Raw genomic sequence first — 17,363 nt, forward strand, 5'->3', positions numbered from 1 at the left:
CCCCGGGGCCCCGGTGTCAGCCTTCGCAACCGGGATGAGACCTGCGGCTCACCGCGCGGGGCGCGGCGCGGCCGGCGCAGAACGGGCGCGGAACAGGCGCGGGAGGGGCGCGCCGGGTGGAGGCCGGGTGGACGCCGGGCGAGGCCCGGGGTCAGCGGGCGACCAGGGTGTCCAGGTGGTCGCGGTCGATGGTGAGGGTGGCGCCGCCGTAGGTCTCCTGGGTGTTGCCGCGGTACTGGTGGACCCGCCGGCGGTCGGCCCACAGGCCGTCGAGGGTGCCGCTGGTGTCGGCGGTATCGGCCCGGTCGTTCCAGCGGGCGAACCAGACGGCGTCGGGCAGCGGCGAGCTGCCGGCCCGGGCCGCGGCCGCCAGGTCGGCGATGCCGGAGTCGGTGCTGGAGTAGAAGCCGGCGTGGTAGCCGGAGGTGTGCAGGGCCTGCGTCCAGCCCATCGCGAACTCGACGACGGCCTGGCTGCAGGCCGCGTCCCCCCGCGGGTACGACTCGATGTCGAGGTAGACCGGTGTGCCGGCGGCCAGGCCGAGTGCCTTCAGCGCGCGCACCGCCGTCGCCGCCTCGTCGCGGCCCTGCTGGACGGCCGTGGCCGGGTCGATCCGCCGCGGCCTGCCGGCCGCCGTCCGGCACGGCGCCTGCGGGCCCACGTGGGTGGGCAGCAGCTTCCAGCCCATCGCGCGGACCCGGCGGACCCAGTCGGCGGTCAGCCGGGGCTGGGTGCAGGCACGGTGGTCCCCGCTGCTGTAGATGCCGAGGGCGCCGTACGGGGAGGAGTTCCACCAGGCCTGCATGGCCTCCAGCGCCGGGGCGGTGCAGGCGTCGAAGCCGGGGCCGGAGTAGAGCGCCCTGGGGAGTGCCTCCCGGCGGCCCTTCGGGTCGGGCAGGACGGTGCGCGGCGGGGGCGGCGGGGTGGGGGCGGGGCCGGCTGGGGCGGCGGGGGCGACGGCGGCGGCCAGTTCGGTCCCGGCGGGGCCGCCGGCGGTGGCCTCACCGGCCGCCGCGGCGTCCGTGGCGGCGGTGCCGGTGGCGGCCGGGCGCAGTGCGGTGGCGGGGTTCAGGAGGGCGCCGTCCGTGGCGAGGAGCAGGACCAGTGAGGCTGCGGTGAGGGCGGCCGGACCTAAGTAGCGCACCCTCCAGTGCTACTGATCCACCATCACACCATCGGGGCGACGCGCGGTCCGGCCGGACCGTTTCACCTGGTCGGCGGCGTTGTCTCAGATTTCGGTAATGAGTTTGGAGCATCTGGACCCCTTACGTCACACTCGTTCCCATGCCCACTGCCAACCCCTGCGAGCCGACCACCGCGGTCCCGGCCCGTCCGGCCCCGACCCCCGCCGACGGAGTCCCCGTCGGCGCCCTTGCCATGCCGCCCTCCCCCAAGGGCGAGCCGGCCGGCGAGCGTGGTGGTTGGCGACGACGCGGGGCGGCGCCCTCGGTCACCACGGATCCACCACCCGGCAGCACGGCCGGGAGCGGCCGGCCAACGGCCGGCCCCCGGACCACCGGACCGAAGCGGCGCCTGGGAAGCATCCCGGCGCCGCTTCTGTGCGTGACGGCCATGTTCGCGGTCCAGCTGGGCATCGCCGCCTCCAAGCCGCTGTTCGGCGTGCTCGGTGTCGGCGGGGCGACCTTCCTGCGGCTCGTCGTCGCGGCGGGGCTGCTGCTGGCCGTCACCCGTCCGCGGCTGCGCGGGCGCAGCCGCCGCGACCTGGGTCTCGCCGTGCTGCTCGGGGTCGCCTCGGCCGGGATGACCCTGCTGTTCGCGGGGGCGGTGGACCGGCTGCCGATGGGGACCGCCTCCACCATCGAGTTCCTCGGGCCGCTCGCGGTCGCGCTGGCGCTCGCCCGGCGCCTGTCGCACCTGCTCTGGGCCCTGCTGGCGGGCGGCGGCGTGGTGCTGCTCACGCTGCTGGGCGAGGGCTCGGGCGGCGCCCGGCTGGACCCGGCCGGGCTGGCCTGCGCGTTCGGGGCGGCGGCCTGCTACGCCGGGTACATCCTGTTCACCGACAAGGTCGGGGCCGCGTTCAAGGGCTTCGAGGGGCTGGCGGTCTCGTTCGGCATCAGCGCGCTGGTGCTGGCGCCGTTCGGCGCGGCCGACGCCTGGCACGGGCTCGCGTCCGCGTCGGCGCCCGCGCTGCTGCTGCTCGCGGTCGCCGGGGTGGCGATGCTGTTCCCGGTGATCCCGTACGCGCTGGAGATGACCGCGCTGCGGCGGATGCCGCAGCGGGTGTTCAGCGTGATCGTCAGCCTGGACCCGGCGGTGAGCGCGCTGGTCGGGCTGGTGGTGCTGCACCAGCTGCTGGGGTGGGTGCAGGTCGCGGGGATCGGCTGCGTGGTGGCGGCGAGCGTGGGGGCGACCCTGACGGCGCGGCGGTAGCCGGGCGCTGCGGCGGCCGGCCGGCGGCCGCCGCGGCCGCGCGGGAACGCCGACGGGCGGCACCGTGTCCGGTGCCGCCCGTCCTGGCCGGAGTGCGGTGACCCTTTCCGCTTCCGGGTGTCGTCGATCCGGTCCGCCCGCCCCCTCGCCCGTCCGGTCACCGTCGTCGTCCGCTGCCGGCGCCCCCGCCGTCAGTGGTCCCACCGGTGTCCGTGGATGTGCAGGTGGGTGTGGGGTGTGGGTGCGGTCCGGTGGTGGTGTCAGCCGCCGAAGACCGGGGCGAAGACGAAGTGGATGTTCTTGTTGGACTGGTCGGTGAAGACGAACCCGGTGTTGTCCTTCACCCCAACGTTGCTGTTCTGGTTCGAGGCACCCGCACCGGTGGCGGTCTGCTGGGTGGCGTTGTAGTTGCCGTCGACCGAGCCGAAGATGTTCCCGCTGCCGAAGTTGGACACCACGCTGCTGTTGGAACCGTCGCCGGCCAGTGCGCCGTTGTCGGCGACGGCCGTACCGGCCCCGCCGGCCAGCAGCAGGCCCGCCGCGAGCGGAGCGGCGACCAGCAGTCCGGCCAATCGGGTGGTGCGGATACGGGAGCGCGCCATGAAGTCCTCCAAGAACCCGCCGCCCCGCACTGGGGCGGCAATTGTGTTGATAAGTGCGGGAGTTCGCGGCCAGACGAACACCTGCGGGCTGCGACGCCGAGAGACAGCTTTCCGCAACAAATCGACAAAGCACCAGCACCGGCAGGCCTTTTCGCCCGTTAGCGTGACATCGGGCCGCAGTCGCTTAGACCGGGAATACGCCGTTCGTCGGCAGACACACCGCCCCTGGCTTGGCAGTTAGCCCGAACGGCCGGGCCCTGCGGGCACCGCCCGGCAGGCGCGCAGCAGCTCGGTCGCACACCGATCGCACCACCCCGGGCGCACATTCGGCCCGCACGCCCCCGATTCGGTCGGATCGGCCGACCCAGGCCATTTCTTCAGCCCTTTCCGGCCACTCCGGATGCATCCGAAGAGTAAGGCAGGATGGTCATTTGAATGACCGTCAGAGGGTCTTACCCGGATTCAGGATTCCGAGCGGATCGAAGACCGACCTGATCTGCCGCTGCACCTCCAGGCCGACCGGCCCCAACTCCCGGGCCAGCCACTCCCGCTTCAGCAGGCCGATGCCGTGCTCGCCGGTGACCGTGCCGCCGAGTTCCAGGCCGAGGGCCATGATCTCCTCGAACGAGCGCTCCGCCCTGGCCGTCTCATGCTCGTCCGACGCGTCGAAGACCACCACCGGGTGGGTGTTGCCGTCACCCGCGTGCGAGACCACGCCGATGGTCAGGTCGCTCCGCTCGGCGATCTCCGCGACCCCCGCCAGCATCCGCGCCAGCTGCGAGCGCGGCACGGCCACGTCGTCGATCATCGTGGTCCCCAGCCGGTCCAGCGCGGGCAGCGCCAGCCTCCGGGCCTGCAGCAGGAGTTCCGACTCCGCCCGGTCCTCGGCCGGCACCACCTCGGTGGCCCCCGCGGTCCGGCAGAGCTCGGCCACCGCGGCCAGTTCGGCCGCCTGCCCCGGGCCGTCGAAGGCCACCAGCAGCAGGGCCTTGGTGGTCGCCGGCAGCCCCATCGCCGCCATCTCGTTGACCGCCCGGACGGTGGTCGCGTCCATCAGCTCCATCAGCGACGGCGTGAACCCCCGGGCCATCACCTCGCAGACCGCCGCACAGGCCGCGTCCGTGCTGCCGAACTCGGCGGCCAGCACCAGCGGCGGAGCCGGCTCCGGGCGCAGCGCCAGCACCGCGCGGACCACCACCCCGAGCGTCCCCTCGGATCCGACCAGCAGCCGGGTCAGGTCGTAGCCCGCGACGCCCTTCGCGGTCCGGCGGCCGGTGCTCAGCAGCCGGCCGTCCGCCAGCACCACGTCCAGCCCGAGGACGTACTCGCTGGTCACGCCGTACTTCACGCAGCACAGGCCGCCCGCGCCGGTGGCGATGTTGCCGCCGATGGTGCAGGACTCCCAGCTGGACGGGTCCGGCGGGTAGGCCAGCCCGTACTCCCCGGCGGCCCGGGACAGCACCGCGTTCACCACCCCTGGTTCGACCACGGCGAGCCGGTTGACCGGGTCGATCTCCAGGATGCGGTCCATCTTGACCAGCGAGAGGACGATGCAGCCGTCCACGGCGTTGGCGCCGCCGGACAGGCCGGTGCGGGCGCCCTGCGGCACCACCGGGACCCGCAGCTCGGTCGCCGTCCGGAGCACGTGCTGCACCTGCTCGACGGTCTGCGGGAAGACCACCACCGCCGGGACCCCGGCGGCGCAGAACCCCGCCATGTCGCGGGCGTAGGCGGCGGCCACGTCCGGGTCCACCGCGACCGCCTCCGGCGGCAGGCCCTGCATCAGCCGGTCGACCAGATCACCCACGGCGGCCTCCACCTCTCGCGTCCCTGTCCGGTCCGGCCGCGGCACTCCGCGGTCCCGTCCGGCCGCCCCGTTCGGCGTCCCGTCCGGCCGCGGCGTTCGCTGCCCCCGCCCCGCACTCTGCCCCCGTCCGGAGGCGGGGGCAAGGCCGTCCCGGCCGTGGGTGTCCGGGAATCACGCACCCCGCGTAACCGTTCGGCAACAGCGGCAGGGCGGGCGCACCCTCGTGGCCCCCCACGACGTGCATGGGTGCGGGGCCGGTGGTGCCCACGGGTACGGGAGCGCGAGCGACCGGGGCGGCCCGCCCGCGGGCGGGCGCCGGACGGACGGACACACAGGGGGAAGCATGACCAGGCGGACGGCGGCTGCGGTGGCGGCGGCGATGCTGAGCGGGGCGCTGCTGGTGACCGGGTGCGGCGGCAAGGGCGGGGCGGGCGGCGCAACGGCGGCCCTCGGTGCGGGCGGCGGGGCCTCCGCCGCGCCGGCCGCCAAGACCTCGGCCGCGGTGGTGGCGATCGAGCCGAAGGACGGCGCCACCGACGTGGCCCCCGGGGCGCTCAAGGTCTCGGTGGCGGGCGGCAGGCTGACCAAGGTCACCGTCACCGACGCCACCGGCACGCCGGTCGACGGCACCCTCGCCGCCGACGGGCTCGGCTGGGTGCCCGCGAACGGGCTGGCCGTCGGGACTGCGTACCGGGTGAGCGCCGAGGCCGCCGACGCGGGCGGTCTGACCACCACCGCGACCAGCGCCTTCACCACGCTGACGCCCGAGCGGACGATCGGCGCCGACGACAACGTGGTCACCGGGAACACCTTCGGCGTCGGCATGATCGTCTCGGTGCAGTTCAAGGGCGAGGTGAAGGACAGGGCCGCCGCCGCCAAGGCCGTCACGGTCGAGGCCTCGGACGGCACCGTGGTCAAGGGCCACTGGTTCCCCGGCAACCGGCTCGACCTGCGCCCGGAGACCTTCTGGAAGCCCGGCACCACCGTGAAGGTGCACTTCCGGACCAAGAACGTCGAGCTCTCGCCGGGGGTGTACGGCGCCACCGACCGGGACGAGCAGTTCACCATCGGCCGCTCCAAGATCAGCGAGGTGGACGCCGCCGCCCACCGGATGGTGGTCAAGAAGGACGGCTCGCCGGACCAGGCCATCCCGATCACCGCGGGCGCCGACGACAACCCGTCCTGGAACGGGACCATGGTGATCTCCGAGATGCACCTGATGGAACACATGAAGTCCGAGGGCGTGCCCGGCCTCAAAGGCAAGCCGTACACCGCCGACGACCCGCACGCGATGCGGCTCACCGCCACCGGCACGTACGTGCACGGCAACCCGAGTGCGGGGCCGGCGGTCGGCCGCAGCAACATCAGCCACGGCTGCATCGGCCTGGTCGACACCGCGGCGGGCGACCCGAACTCCACCGCGGGCAGGTTCTACGCGGACTCGATGATCGGCGACGTGGTGAAGGTGCGCGGCTCGATCAAGAAGGAGGCGCTCGCCCCGGACAACGGCCTGAGCGGCTGGAACATCGACTGGGCCCAGTGGTAGCCGGTCCGGCCGGCCGTTCGCCGAGCGGGCGGGCCGGTCACTCGCCGAGCGGGCGGGACGCCGCGAGCACCCGGGCGACGCCGTCCGCGCTCCAGGCGCCGGCCGCGCCCGGTCTGCTGCTCAGATAGGCCGCGGACCTGGCCGTGTCCCACCCGTGCGCCTCGCGCAGCCCGGCGGCCAGGACCCGCAGGTACGCGGCGGTCGGCGCGTTCAGCGGGGCCTCGGCGCGGCGCCACGGGGCGGTGAACGTCAGCACCGGCCGACCCGCCAACCCGCCCACGCAGAGCACCGTTTCGTACCGGTCGGGGCCCAACAGGGCCCGCCCGTCGGCCAGTACCGCCCGCAGGTCCGGGTCCGGCCCGTCGCCGGGGGTGCGGCGCCGCTCCTGGGCCAGCACGTCGAGGAACTGGCCGGTCGTCAGGAGGTAGCCGCGGGCGGGCATCTCGCCATCGTCGTCCCCGTCCCCGTCGCCGTCGCCGGGATCGTAGAAGCCCATCCCGCCGCCCCAGACCGACGACTCCAGCGCGAAGTGCAGCCGTCCCGGCAGCAGCAGCGGGACGTCCGCGGCGGGCGGGCGGCGGTCCCGGCTGCCGGGGTGGTCACGGTCCCCGCCGGGCAGCCGGCCGCCGGCGAGGTAGCAGTTCAGCCGGGCGAGGGACATGTTCGACGCGTAGGCGGCGTACCAGACCCGCCCGGCGGCCGCGCCCGGCCGGGGCCGCGGCCCGGGGCGCCGTACCCCGCCCGTCGCAGTCATCGGCCCGCCCGCCCTCTCCGCCTCGCCGGTGCCCCGGCTCCGCATCGGCGGCGGCAGCCCGGGCGCACGATTGTCGGCCGCGGGCGGCGTCCGCGCACCCCACGGACCGGCGGGTCGGCCCACGGCCACCCACCCGGCGGAACCCGCCACCGCCGGACGCCCCCGGAACGGTGCCGGGCACGGCAACGGCCCCTGACCGTTCCTACCGGTCAGGGGCCGTTGTGCGGCGGAGAGCGTGGGATTCGAACCCACGGTACGGGGTCACCGCACGACAGTTTTCAAGACTGTTCCCTTAGGCCGCTCGGGCAGCTCTCCAGGCGGAGGCCAGCCTAACGGGTCCGGCGGGGTTCGGTGCACACCGTTTCCGGTGCCGGGTCAGTTGTCGCCCTTGCGCTCGCCGAGGGTGATGGTGGTCTTGGCGGTCTTGCCGTCGCGGGTGTACTCGACCTCGACCTTCTCGCCCGGCTTGTGCGTCCAGATCTCGCTGACCAGGGTGGGGCCGCTGTCGATGGCGATGCCGCCGAGCTTGGTGATCACGTCGCCCGGCTTGAGGCCGGCCTGGTCGGCGGGGCCGCCGGGGGTGACGGCCGGGGTGCCGCGGACGTCGGCGCTGGGGATCTGCGCGCCGTCGCCCTTGTAGTCGTCGTTGCGCAGCACACCGAGGATCGCGTAGACCGGCGTGCCGTCCTTGATCAGGGTCTCGGCGACCCACTTGGCCTGGTTGATCGGGATCGCGAAGCCGAGGCCGATCGAGCCGGCCCGGCCGGTGGAGCCGCCGGTGTTGGACTGGATCGCCGAGTTGATGCCGATGACCTGGCCGGAGGCGTTGAGCAGCGGGCCGCCGGAGTTGCCCGGGTTGATCGAGGCGTCGGTCTGCAGGGCGTTCATGTACGAGGACTGGGAGCCCATGTCGTCGCCGGAGGCGACCGGACGGTCCTTGGCGCTGATGATGCCGGTGGTGACGGTGCCTTCGAGCCCGTACGGGGCGCCGATCGCGATGGTGGCGTCGCCGATCGCGGTCTTGTCGGAGTCGCCGATCGGCAGCGGGACGAGCTTGTCCTTCGGCGGGTTGTCGAGCTTGACCACGGCCACGTCGTAGCCCTGGGCGCGGCCGACCACGGACGCCGGGTAGGAGGAGCCGTCGGAGAACTTCACCGTCAGCTTGCCGCCGCTCGCCGCGGGGGCGACCACGTGGTTGTTGGTGAGGATGTGGCCCTCGGTGTCGAAGACGAAACCGGTGCCGGTGCCGGACTCGCTGGAGCCCTGCGCCTTGATGGTGACGGTGCTGGGCAGGGCCGCGGCGGCGATGCCGGCCACCGAGTCGGGGGCCCGGTCGAGGGCCTTCTTGTTGTCGCCGACCGTCACGGTGGTGCTGGTGTGGCTGCTGGACCCGCTGCTGCCGTTGCCACCGCCGTCGGTCAGCGAGGCACCGATCGCGCCGCCGGCCAGGCCCGCCACCAGGGCGGCCGCGGCGACCAGGGCGATCAGCGAGCCGCGCTTCCTGCGGGGGCCGGGCGGCGTACTGCCGCCACCCCACTCGGACGGGTAGCCGGGCACGCCCGGGCCGCCGGTGCCGCCGGGCGGGGTGCCCCAGCCGCCGAGCGGGTGCCCGGCGCCGAACGGGTGGTGGCCGGGCTCGCCGGCCGGCGGGTTGCCCTGGCCGGGCGCGCCCTGGCCGAACGCGGCCTGCTCGGGGGTGACCGGCTGCTGCTCGGCCGGGCGGTGCTCCGCGGCGCCGGGCAGCGGCGGCGCGTACGGGTTGTGCGGGACGGCCGGCGGCGGGGCGTCGAGGTAGCCGGACGCCGGGGCGGCCGGGGCCGCGGGGATCACCGGCGGCGGCGCGTCGAGATAGCCGGGGGCGGCAGGGGCGGCGGGCTCCTGCGGGTCGGCCTGCTTGGACAGCGCGAGCGTGGGAGCGGATTCGACGACCGGCTGCGGCGCGGCGGCCGACGTGTGGTCGGTGGTCGGAGCACCCGCCTCTGGAACGCCGGAGGACTGACCCTCCTGCGGCCCGGTGGACCCACCCTCGTGTTCGGTGCTCACGGACGACCTCCATAGCTGACGGACTTGGCCATAGTTTTTCGCATAGCTGATTCAGTTGCCGTAAGGAGCCCCCTGAAGAAGTCATGAGAATGCTTAGGTGGTCCTGACGGCCCGCGGTACGGCCCTGGGCCGCGGTGGCTGCCACGGGTGCCCGGCCGTCGGAACTTCCGCGATTCGGAACTTCCGTGATGCGGACAGTGTCCCCCCTGGCCTTGGCGTTCGAGGCGGCGCCCGTTAGCCTGGCGCTCCAAACTGAAACGACGCGGGAGCTTGGACCCACCAGGCTGAGAGTGCGCTGTTCGACCGTACGCCATGGGTATCACGGCGGGGCGGGTCGAGGGAGCGCTGACCGCCGGAACCTGTCCGGGTAATGCCGGCGTAGGGAGTATCGGCCATGACGGCTGTTTCGCCTTCCCCTGCCTCCGACTCCGCGACCGCCGTCGCGGAGCGCGTCGAGGCCCCCCTGGTCCTCGACACCGCGCCGCCGCGGACGCTGGACTTCCGGGCGCAGTTCGCGCTCTGGGCCAACCTCGGGGTGAGCCTGATCGGCTTCTCCAGCGCCGCGACGGTGCTGGGGACGGCCGGCAGCGAGCTGTCGTTCGCGGCGTCGGTGACGGCGATCGTGGCCGGCACGGTGATCGGTACCGCGATGCTGGGCGTGGCCGCGCTGATCGGTGCCCGGACCGGCGCGCCCGCGATGGCGGTGCTGCGCGGGCTGTTCGGGACCAGGCTGTCGTACCTGCCGACGGCGCTGAACATCGTGCAGTGCCTCGGCTGGGGCGTGTTCGAGCTGATCACCATCGCGGGCGGGGCCCAGGCGGTGGCGGGCACCCAGGGCTGGCGCTGGCTGTTCGTGCTGCTCGCCGGTGCGCTCACCACGGTGCTGACGATCTGGCCGCTGGGCGCGATCGCGGTGCTGCGCAAGTACGTGGCCGTCGCGGTGGGGGTGGCGATGGTGTACCTGACGGTGCAGCTCGGCCGGCAGGGCTTCCCCGACCCGGGGGCGGGCAACTGGACCGGTTTCCTGACCGCGACGGACTACATCATCGCGGTGTCGATCTCGTTCGTTCCGCTGGCCGCCGACTACACCCGGCACTCGCGCACCGCGTCGGCCTCGTTCTGGGGCACCTTCTCCGGGTACTCGGTGGCGCAGGTGTGGTGCTACGTGCTGGGCCTGGTCGCGCTGCTGCAGGCCGAGGGCGACCCGAGCCGGATCTTCGAGTCGTTCACCGGGGTGACGGCGGGCTGGCTGTTCCTGCTGGTGCTGGTGGTGCGGGAGACCGACCAGTCGTTCGCCAACGTCTACTCGACCGCGATGTCGGTGCAGAACCTGCTGCCGCGGATCGACCGCCGGCTGCTGACCGGCGGGATCGGCGTGCTGGTGACGGTGCTGGCGCTGCAGATCACCGAGTTCACCGACTCGTACTACGCCTTCCTCGGTCTGATCGGCTCGGTGTTCGTGCCGCTGTTCGCGGTGCTGGCGGTCGACTACTTCCTGGGGGCCGGGCGCGACGGCTGGAACCTGGACCAGGACGCGCCCTCCCGGCTGGTGATGCTGGTGCCGTGGGTGCTGGGCTTCGCCGTCTACCAGTTCCTGGCGCCGACCCAGAACGCCGGCCGGTGGACCGCCTTCTGGACCGACCTGCAGTCCGCGGTTGGCTTCACCCCGCAGGCGTGGACCTCGGCCTCGCTGTTCGGCTTCCTGGCGGCGGCGCTCGCCACCTGGGCGACCACGCTGGTGCGCCGGACGGCCTGAGCCAGGACGGCCCGAGCCGGGCGGCCCGAGCGCGGGCGGACCGGCGGCCGGGCCGAGAAGTCCGCGAGCCGCCGCCACGGGGAGCTGTTCACCGCACGTTCCCCGTGGCGGCGGCTTCCCGACTTTTCGGCCCGCGTAGGGTGACCGTCGTGGACACCCAGCACCTCGGCTCCTCCGCCGCCTCCTCCGGCTCCTCCGACCGCAGCGCGGTCAAGGTCATCGCCCACCGCGGCTCCTCCGCCGCACTGCCCGAGCACACGATCGAGGCCTACCGGCTGGCGATCGAGGAGGGCGCGGACGGCCTGGAGTGCGACGTCCGGCTGACCGCCGACGGCGAGCTGGTCTGCGTGCACGACCGGACGGTGCGGCGGACCTCGGACGGCCGGGGCGTGGTGTCGGCGATGACGCTGGCTCAGCTGGGCGAGCTGGACTTCGGCTCGTGGAAGTCGCCGGGGTCGCCGACGCCGAGTTCGGTGCTGACCCTGGCGCAGCTGCTGGAGCTGGCGGTCGACGCCGGCCGGCCGATCGAGCTGGCGATCGAGACCAAGCACCCGACCCGGTACGCGGGACGGGTGGAGGCCGAACTGCTGCGGACGCTGGACCGGTTCGGGCTGCTTCCCGCCGGACCGGCCGACGGCGGGCGGGCCGAGGAGGCGGAAGGGGCCGCCCCGGCCGGGCCGAGCGTTCGGATCATGAGCTTCTCGGAGCTGGCGCTGCACCGGGTCCGCCGGGCCGCGCCCGCGGTGCCGACGGTGTACCTGCTGGAGCGGCGGCTGCCGCTGCTGGGCCGGACCGGGGTGCTGCCGGGCGGGGCGCGGATCGCCGGCCCGGGCATCGACCTGGTGCGGCGCAATCCCGGGCTGGTGCCGGCGCTGCGGCGGGCCGGGCACCGGGTGCACGTGTGGACGGTGGACGAGCCGGCCGACGTCGAACTGTGCCTGCGGCTCGGGGTGGAGGCGCTGATCACCAACCGTCCGCGCCAGGTGCTGGAGCAGTTGGGCCGCTGACGGCCGCTTCGGTCCCGACGGTTCCCGCGGCATTAGGGCGCGCGGGGGTGAAGGGGCGCGGAAGGGGGCGCAAAGTGCGGGACCGGGGTATTTCCACCCTGTTTCACAACAGACCGTGAGCATCTAATCATCTTTTGGGCACCGTGCGTTGCGATGCCGGAAATGGCCGTCAGGGATCGGTGAACGCTCGTTTCCGACGCATTCCCAGGGGGCATCCATCCCTCGGCAGAAGCCTGAAGGAGGTCCGGGGGTGGCGTTGATGGTGGCGCGTTCTGTGCCTGAGAAGGCCGGTCCGGCTTCATCGACCCTGGCGGTGCCGCACGGTCCGGCGAGCGTGGGCGTGGCGCGGCGGCGGTTGCGACGGGATCTGGGCGATCTGGAGATACCGGAATCGGTGATTGACGACGCCGTCCTGATCCTCTCCGAACTGCTCAGCAATTCCTGCCGGTACGCCCGGCCGCTGGTGCTCCCCCCCGGCCTCGACGAGGACGCGGAGGCGCTCGCGGACCGGCTGGTGGCGGTCGGATCCGCCGTCAGGCGCGGTACGGGCGGACAGGAACCGGCCGGCGAGGGCGACACCGACCCGGAGCCCGGCGCGGTGCTGGTCCGCTGGCGGACCCACGCGGACGGCCTGCTGACCCTGGAGGTCACCGACGGCGGCGCGGTCACCCGCCCGCTGCCGGCCCGGCCCTCGGTGACCGCCCGCGGCGGCCGCGGGCTGAACATCGTCGGCGAGCTGGCCAGTGACTGGGGCGTCCGGCACGCGCCCGGCCGGGTGACGGTCTGGGCGGAGCTGCCGGCCGACGGCCGCCGCCCCGTACCGGGTGCGGCCGTCCTGCCGGGCGGCACCGGGCCGCAGGCCCGCAGTGCGTAGGGCCGGTCCGGCGGATCTCGTCGGATCGGCGCGCGGCGGGGCCCGGCAGTGTCCGGGCCCCGTACCCGGGCGCACGGACCCGGGCCACCCGGACGGGTCACCCGCCTGCGGTACGCGGGGATGCGCCGGAATTCTCAGTAGGCTGCCCGGAGCAAGAGTCGCCGTCACCGGGAGAGCCGCACCATGGCCAAGAAGGCCGCCAAGAAGTCGCCGCAGCGCAGCCAGTCCACCACCGTGACCGCGGGCGAGGTGCCGGTCGTCGGCGCCCGGGAGATGTGCCCGTGCGGTTCGGGCCGCCGTTACAAGGCCTGTCACGGCCGGGAGGCCGCGCACGCCGTGCAGGAGCTGGTGCACCGCCCGTTCGAGGGGCTGCCGGGCGAGGCGGACTGGGTGGCGCTGCGCGAGCTGGTGCCCGCGGCGACGGTGCCGCTGACGCTGGCCGCCGGGGTGGCCGAGCAGGCCGAGGGCGAGGTGCCGTCGGTGACGCTGGCGACCGTGCTGCCGCTGGCCTGGCCGGCCCTGCGCCGTCCGGACGGTTCGATCCTGCTGGGCCTGCAGACCCAGTCCTCCTCCGGCGACCTGAGCCGGGACCTCGCGGACGCGCTGGAGCTGGCGCTGACCACCGCGCCGGGCAGCCCGGTGCCGTCCCGCCGGACCGTGCCGGGCGGCCGCCGGCTGCAGGAACTGCTCGACACCGGGGCGCCGTTCGTCCCGGTGGTGCACAGCGGTTTCGAGTTCTGGCTGGAGGACTCCGAGGCGGCCGAGGGTGAGGTGGCGGCCTCGCTGGAGCGGGCCAACGCCTCCGCGATCCCGACCGAGAAGCTCACCTCGGTGGCCTCCGCGTACTGGTGCGGCACCCCGGACAAGAACCACCTGCGCTGGGTCATGACGGTGCCGGAGGAGCAGCTGCTGGACGCGCTGGCCCGGCTGTCCACCGCGGGCGAGTCCTCGCTGGGCGAGGACACCCGCCTGGTCGGCTCGTTCCGCGCGCACGGGCTGACCGTGCCGGTCTGGGACCTGCCGCTGGAGATGACCGCGGCCGACTGCGAGAAGCCCGCCGCGGACTTCGCCGAGAAGCTCGCCGCCGCGCTGCGCGAGACCGCTCCGCTGACCGCCGAGGAGCGCCGCTCCCGGGCCAACCTGGTGAACCGTCAGATCACCCTGAACTGACGCCAGGAGTGCGCGCACCGGCGGCCGGGGATCGCCGCCGCCGGTGACGGCTGTCACAATTCAGGCACATCGGACCAGGTCGCGGAAGTTTCCAAGACCCGGTCCGCGTGGACAAATTGGCGCGCACGCGGATCTTTGTTACTGTTTTAAACAGTCCGGTCGCTGGTGCATCCCCCGTCGCCAGCGGCCGGGCCTTTCGTTTTTCCGGACAGTACGTCATCGCACCGCAGGAACGGTCCCGTTCAGAACGGCAGCCGGCTGCCGTCCGGCGCGGTGGTGGCGACCGCGATCAATCCTCCGAGCATCGCCGCGACTTGCGGGAGCCGGGTGGCGCCGGCCCGCGGCGGACGCACCCAGTGCACCGGCCCGGCGCCGGTGCGGGACGGCGGCAGCAGCAGGTAGCCGCCCGGCCCGTGGTAGCGCAACGAGCCCGGCACCCAGGCGCGTTCCGCCAGCAGCCCGCCCAACTCGTCGAGGGTGTACGGGGCGACCAGCAGCAGGTACCGGGACGGGGTGGCGAGCACCGGACCGAGCGGGACCCCGATCCGGTCGAACCAGGCGAGCAGCCGGGGACCGGCCGACGCGGGCACGCTCACCGCGCAGACCGTACGCCCGGTGGCCACCAGGACCGGCGCTCCGGGCGCGCGCCGCTCCCACCACCAGCGCACCATCCGCGGATCGGTGGTGGCCGCGAGCAGGGCCGGCTCGTGCGGGTGGGCGCCGGGCACCGGGCAGCAGACGTCCCCGCAGGCGCACGGACCGGCCGCGCCGCGCACCGGTCTGGCCCCCGGGACCACCGGCCAGCCGAGTTCGGCCGCGGCGAGCGCGGCCGCCAGCACCCGGCGGCGGCCGCCCGGCCGCCAGAACGCGGTGTCCCGCCAGAAGCCGGGCTCCAACCGGGCCGTGGGCCGCCACGACCCGGCCCGCCGCCACTGCTCCAGTCGACGTGTCCGACGCATGGGCACTCGTTCCTTTCCGCGACCACGGTGCTCGGGACCGTCGATCGGCGCGACGGCCGGCGGTTGCCGCACGGCCCGGCCGAGGTGACCCAGGGTTGGGTTGGGTGAGGGGCGGGGCCGGTGCGACCGGCCCGCTGGAACGAGAATCCCTCATACGTCCGGATGGACGCCTCCCCGCGCCGAGCGGTTCCACCGTACGAGTGAGCCGAACCCGGCCCGGCCGGTGCCCGAGGGTGCGGAGCATACGATCCGGACCGCCGCCTGACGGGCCGTCGGAGCGGCCGCCGGCCCGAGGGGGCACCGCCGGCCCGGTCCGGGCGGCGGTCCGCGGCGGGCGGACCGCGGCCGGAAGGCGGCGGTGCGGGCCCCGCAGGAGTTCTGGACATGCCCCGATCGGCCTGTGTACAAGTGGTGGATTGTTGCCGAGTAGTGAGATAGCTGTCGTTCTGGGCGTTGCCGGGGGTCCTGCGTGACACGTACCACTTTGCGGGGAGTTCCGACATGACCGATGCCCGGCCGCTCCACCTGGTGCCGACCGAGTCCACCGCGAGCGGCTCGCCCCTGGCGGGCACCGGCGCCGGGTTCCCCGCGCCGGCCGGCCCCGGGACGGCGCCGGACCGGCTGCTGCCCGTCTTCGCCGACGAGGGCGCCGCCGGCCTGCAGGACCGTTTGGCCGGATGGCTGTCCGATTTCACCAGCCTGCACGAGCACACCGAACTGCTGGCGCAGGCCCGCGGGCTGACCGCCGCCCTGGACGCCGTGCTCGCCTCCGGCGCGGCCCTGCTCGGGGCGCCACGCGGGCTGGTCACCACCGTCGGCCGGGGGGCCGGCCGCCCGGTCGGGCTGGGCCTGGACCGGGCCGGGATCGGTGCGCTGGAGACCGTCCCCGCCGAGCACGGCCCGTTCGCCGGACTGCTCAGCCGCCCCTCCGACACCGGCCGGCTGCTGATCTGCGACCTGGCCGAGGACCCGGGTGTGGGCACCAGGTTCCGCGAGGTCGCCGCCACCCTCGGCCTCGGCGCCTGCTACGCGCTGACCCTGGCCACCGAGCAGGACGGCCCGCTCGCCGCGGCGGTCTGGTTCTACGACGAGCCCGCCTGCCCGGACGAGCGGCGCCGCCACCTGGTCGAGCGCTACTGCGAGTTCGCCGCGCCGCTGCTGGCCCGCCAGCTGGAGACCGACCGGGCCCTGCGCGCCACCCGGGCGCTGCGCCGCAGCCTGCTGCCCGACCACCTGCCGGCCGTGCCCGGGGTGCGGCTCGCGGTCCGCTGCCACCCGGCCACGCTGGAGCACTCCTGCGGGAGCGACTGGTACGACGCCATCGCGCTGCCGGACGGCTCGCTCGGGCTCACCGTCGGCAGTGTGTCGGTGGACGGCCCGGGCACCGGGGCGGCGGCGGGCGCGGCCGCCGCGATGGGCCGGGTCCGGGCGGCGCTGCGCGCGTACGCCGTGCTGGAGGGCGAGGACCCGGTGTCCGTCCTCGGCGACCTGGAACTGCTGCTGAAGACCACCGAGCCGGCCCGCTCCGCCACCGCCGTCTACGCCTGCGTCGACCCCGTCGAGCGCCGGGTCAGCCTGGCCGGCGCCGGGCACTGCCCCCCGGTGCTGGTCACCCGGTACGGCGCGGACTTCGTGGAGACCTCGCTGTCCGCGCCGCTCGGCATGCTCAGTTGCTGGGAGGCGCCCGGGGTGGAGTTCACCGCCGAACGCGGGGACGTCCTGGTGCTTTGCACCGAGGGGCTGGCCCGGCGCTGCGGTCCGACCCTGCACGCGGGGCAGGCCGCGCTGCGCCGGGCCGCCGCGGACGCGCCCCGGGACGTGCGGCACGACCCGGACCTGCTCTGCGCCCACCTGCTGTCGGCCCTGGTCGGTGACGGCCCGGACGAGGACGCCACCGACGACCTGGTGCTGCTGGCGGTCCGCTTCGAGTGACCGCGGCCGGCTCCGGGGGCGGCTTCCGGCCGTCCTGCGCCTCCCGAACGGGTGATCGGTCCGGCATCCGTACCATGGGAGCCAAGGCCGCCCACCACCCCGCGATCCGGGGTGCCCGGGGCGGCACCACGCGCGCAAGGAGGCGACGTACGTGACCGAGGACCGTACCCCGGCGGTGGCCGACAACCCGGAGGGCCAGACCGCCGAGGAGGAGATCAAGGGCCGCAAGAACGGGCTCTACTCGGAGGTCTCCGACGAACTCGCCGCCTCGATGAAGACCGGCTGGGCCGACACCGAGCTGCGCGGCCTGGAGCCGGTCGCCCAGGCCCGGTACGCGGCCGCCCGCCGCGCCGCGCTGTCGGCCGCCTTCCCCGGTGAGCGCCTGGTCGTCCCGGCCGGCCACCTGCGGGTGCGGGCCAACGACACCGAGTACGCGTTCCGGGCGGCCAGCGAGTACGTCCACCTCACCGGCGACCGCACCGAGGACGCCGTGCTGGTCGGCGACCCGGCCGGCGACGGCCA

General features: G+C 74.6%; 14 protein-coding genes, 1 tRNA gene and 1 riboswitch. Of the genes, 8 read left to right on the forward strand and 7 right to left on the reverse strand.

Annotation, left to right across the window (positions count from 1 at the left end):
- Positions 1-151: 151 nt before the first annotated feature.
- On the reverse strand, positions 152-1,144 hold the full coding sequence (locus AB0D08_RS30245; protein ID WP_359893372.1) for a DUF1906 domain-containing protein: 993 nt from the start codon (positions 1,142-1,144) through the stop codon (positions 152-154).
- 428 nt (positions 1,145-1,572) lie between these two features.
- On the opposite strand from AB0D08_RS30245, the gene AB0D08_RS30250 reads away from it, so the two are divergent.
- Entirely contained in the window at positions 1,573-2,391 is an 819-nt protein-coding gene (locus tag AB0D08_RS30250; RefSeq protein ID WP_233289399.1) for an EamA family transporter, read from the forward strand.
- Positions 2,392-2,651: 260 nt separating this feature from the next.
- Here the strand turns inward: AB0D08_RS30250 and AB0D08_RS30255 are convergent, their stop codons facing one another.
- Positions 2,652-2,993 (reverse strand): hypothetical protein, encoded by a 342-nt coding sequence (locus tag AB0D08_RS30255; RefSeq protein WP_033823700.1) that lies wholly within the window; start codon positions 2,991-2,993, stop codon positions 2,652-2,654.
- Positions 2,994-3,435: 442 nt separating this feature from the next.
- On the reverse strand, positions 3,436-4,800 hold the full coding sequence (locus AB0D08_RS30260; protein ID WP_359893375.1) for an FAD-linked oxidase C-terminal domain-containing protein: 1,365 nt from the start codon (positions 4,798-4,800) through the stop codon (positions 3,436-3,438).
- 343 nt (positions 4,801-5,143) lie between these two features.
- Here AB0D08_RS30260 and AB0D08_RS30265 point away from each other — a divergent pair, with 343 nt between their 5' ends.
- A complete protein-coding gene (locus AB0D08_RS30265; RefSeq protein ID WP_033823701.1) occupies positions 5,144-6,346 on the forward strand; it encodes an Ig-like domain-containing protein in 1,203 nt (400 codons plus the stop codon).
- A gap of 37 nt (positions 6,347-6,383) precedes the next feature.
- Here AB0D08_RS30265 and AB0D08_RS30270 read toward each other — a convergent pair whose 3' ends face one another.
- From AB0D08_RS30270 to AB0D08_RS30280, 3 genes are all read right to left on the reverse strand, one after another.
- On the reverse strand, positions 6,384-7,100 hold the full coding sequence (locus tag AB0D08_RS30270; RefSeq protein ID WP_359893377.1) for a histone deacetylase: 717 nt from the start codon (positions 7,098-7,100) through the stop codon (positions 6,384-6,386).
- A gap of 227 nt (positions 7,101-7,327) precedes the next feature.
- Positions 7,328-7,415: transfer RNA gene (locus AB0D08_RS30275), tRNA-Ser, on the reverse strand.
- Between the two features lie 60 nt (positions 7,416-7,475).
- A complete protein-coding gene (locus tag AB0D08_RS30280) occupies positions 7,476-9,143 on the reverse strand; it encodes a trypsin-like peptidase domain-containing protein (RefSeq protein ID WP_033823703.1) in 1,668 nt (555 codons plus the stop codon).
- 252 nt (positions 9,144-9,395) lie between these two features.
- Positions 9,396-9,547: riboswitch (TPP riboswitch) on the forward strand.
- Here AB0D08_RS30280 and AB0D08_RS30285 point away from each other — a divergent pair.
- The 4 genes from AB0D08_RS30285 to AB0D08_RS30300 all read left to right on the forward strand — a co-directional run bounded on the left by AB0D08_RS30285 (position 9,538) and on the right by AB0D08_RS30300 (position 13,950).
- Complete coding sequence (locus AB0D08_RS30285) at positions 9,538-10,899, forward strand: cytosine permease (protein WP_033823704.1); 1,362 nt, start codon at positions 9,538-9,540, stop codon at positions 10,897-10,899. (Overlaps the previous riboswitch by 10 nt.)
- Before the next feature lie 149 nt (positions 10,900-11,048).
- Positions 11,049-11,906 (forward strand): glycerophosphodiester phosphodiesterase, encoded by an 858-nt coding sequence (locus tag AB0D08_RS30290; protein ID WP_359893380.1) that lies wholly within the window; start codon positions 11,049-11,051, stop codon positions 11,904-11,906.
- Between the two features lie 394 nt (positions 11,907-12,300).
- Complete coding sequence (locus tag AB0D08_RS30295; RefSeq protein WP_063794474.1) at positions 12,301-12,780, forward strand: hypothetical protein; 480 nt, start codon at positions 12,301-12,303, stop codon at positions 12,778-12,780.
- 183 nt (positions 12,781-12,963) lie between these two features.
- Positions 12,964-13,950, forward strand: coding sequence for a DUF5926 family protein (locus tag AB0D08_RS30300; RefSeq protein WP_359893382.1), 987 nt, complete (start codon positions 12,964-12,966; stop codon positions 13,948-13,950).
- A 242-nt stretch (positions 13,951-14,192) separates the two neighbouring features.
- On the opposite strand, the gene AB0D08_RS30305 is transcribed toward AB0D08_RS30300, so the two are convergent.
- Entirely contained in the window at positions 14,193-14,909 is a 717-nt protein-coding gene (locus tag AB0D08_RS30305; RefSeq protein ID WP_082526972.1) for a bifunctional DNA primase/polymerase, read from the reverse strand.
- Positions 14,910-15,410: 501 nt separating this feature from the next.
- Between AB0D08_RS30305 and AB0D08_RS30310 the strand changes: the two genes are divergently transcribed.
- A complete protein-coding gene (locus tag AB0D08_RS30310) occupies positions 15,411-16,841 on the forward strand; it encodes a PP2C family protein-serine/threonine phosphatase (protein WP_082526973.1) in 1,431 nt (476 codons plus the stop codon).
- 151 nt (positions 16,842-16,992) lie between these two features.
- Positions 16,993-17,363 (forward strand): aminopeptidase P N-terminal domain-containing protein (locus AB0D08_RS30315; RefSeq protein ID WP_359893384.1); only part of this gene is annotated, 371 nt, incomplete at its 3' end.

Source organism: Kitasatospora sp. NPDC048540 (assembly GCF_040651175.1).
Lineage (GTDB): Bacteria > Actinomycetota > Actinomycetes > Streptomycetales > Streptomycetaceae > Kitasatospora.